Here is a 1,980-nt window from a genome sequence, read left to right on the forward strand (position 1 = left end):
TTTCATCGCAAGTCTAGAGGGTCCCCAAGGGCCTCAAGGACCACAGGGACCAGCGGGAGCCAATGGAATTGACGGTGCTGATGGTATCGATGGAACGAACGGAGTGGACGGTGCCGATGGTATTGACGGTGACTCCGCCTATCAGATATGGTTGAATGCCGGGAACACTGGAACCGAGGCCGACTTCATCGCAAGTCTAGAGGGTCCCCAAGGGCCTCAAGGACCACAGGGACCAGCGGGAGCTGACGGTATCGATGGTGCCGATGGAATAGATGGGGCCACAGGTCCTCAAGGTCCAGTAGGGCCACAAGGTCCAGCAGGGATTGGACTGTCTGCCTACCAGATATGGTTGAATGCTGGGAACACGGGAACCGAGGCCGACTTCATCGCAAGTCTAGAGGGTCCTCAAGGACCACAGGGACCAGCGGGAGCCAATGGTATCGATGGTGCTGATGGTATCGACGGAACGAACGGTGTTGATGGTGCCGACGGCATCGACGGTGACTCCGCCTACCAGATATGGTTGAATGCCGGGAACACAGGAACCGAGGCTGACTTCTTGGCAAGTTTACAAGGAGCCGATGGCGTCGACGGAGCGAATGGAACGAACGGAGTGGACGGTGCCGACGGGATCGACGGTGACTCTGCCTACCAGATATGGTTGAATGCCGGGAACACTGGAACCGAGGCCGACTTCATCGCAAGTCTAGAGGGTCCCCAAGGGCCTCAAGGTCCACAGGGACCAGCGGGAGCCAATGGAATTGACGGTGCTGATGGTATCGATGGAACGAACGGTGTTGATGGCGCTGACGGTATTGACGGTGACTCCGCCTACCAGATATGGTTGAATGCAGGGAACACAGGAACCGAGGCTGACTTCTTGGCAAGTTTACAAGGAGCCGATGGCGTCGACGGAGCGAATGGAGTGGACGGTGCTGACGGTATTGACGGTGACTCTGCCTACCAGATATGGTTGAACGCAGGGAACACGGGAACCGAGGCCGACTTCATCGCAAGTCTAGAGGGTCCTCAAGGACCACAGGGACCAGCGGGAGTTGACGGGATCGATGGTGCCGATGGAATAGACGGAGCCACGGGACCTCAAGGTCCAGCAGGAACGAATGGAGTGGACGGAGCCGACGGGATCGACGGTGACTCCGCCTACCAGATATGGTTGAACGCTGGCAACACGGGAACCGAGGCGGACTTCATCGCAAGTCTAGAGGGTCCCCAAGGGCCTCAAGGACCACAGGGACCAGCGGGAGCTGACGGTATCGATGGTGCCGATGGAATAGATGGAACGAACGGTGTTGATGGCGCTGACGGGATCGACGGCGACTCCGCCTACCAGATATGGTTGAATGCAGGGAACACTGGAACCGAGGCCGACTTCATCGCAAGTCTAGAGGGTCCCCAAGGTCCTCAAGGTCCAGTAGGGCCACAAGGCCCAGCCGGGATTGGACTGTCTGCCTACCAGATATGGTTGAATGCCGGGAACACTGGAACCGAGGCCGACTTCATCGCGAGTCTAGAGGGTCCCCAAGGTCCACAGGGACCAGCGGGAGCCAATGGAATTGACGGTGCTGATGGTATCGATGGAACGAATGGAGTGGACGGTGCTGACGGGATCGACGGTGACTCCGCCTATCAGATATGGCTGAATGCCGGGAACACTGGAACCGAGGCCGACTTCATCGCAAGTCTAGAGGGTCCCCAAGGTCCTCAAGGTCCACAGGGACCAGCGGGAGCCAATGGAATAGACGGTGCTGATGGAATAGACGGAGCCACGGGACCTCAAGGTCCAGCAGGAACGAATGGTGTGGACGGAGCCGATGGTATCGACGGCGACTCCGCCTACCAGATATGGTTGAATGCAGGGAACACTGGAACCGAGGCCGACTTCATCGCGAGTCTAGAGGGTCCCCAAGGTCCTCAAGGACCACAGGGACCAGCGGGAGCCAATGGAATAGACGGTGCTGA

General features: G+C 58.4%; 1 pseudogene. It reads left to right on the forward strand.

Annotation, left to right across the window (positions count from 1 at the left end):
• A pseudogene (locus ACFQ1M_RS15460) lies at positions 1-1,980 on the forward strand (hypothetical protein); the annotation flags it as partial.

The sequence above is a fragment of the Sungkyunkwania multivorans genome (assembly GCF_042675645.1).
In the GTDB taxonomy this organism is placed as follows: domain Bacteria; phylum Bacteroidota; class Bacteroidia; order Flavobacteriales; family Flavobacteriaceae; genus Sungkyunkwania; species Sungkyunkwania multivorans.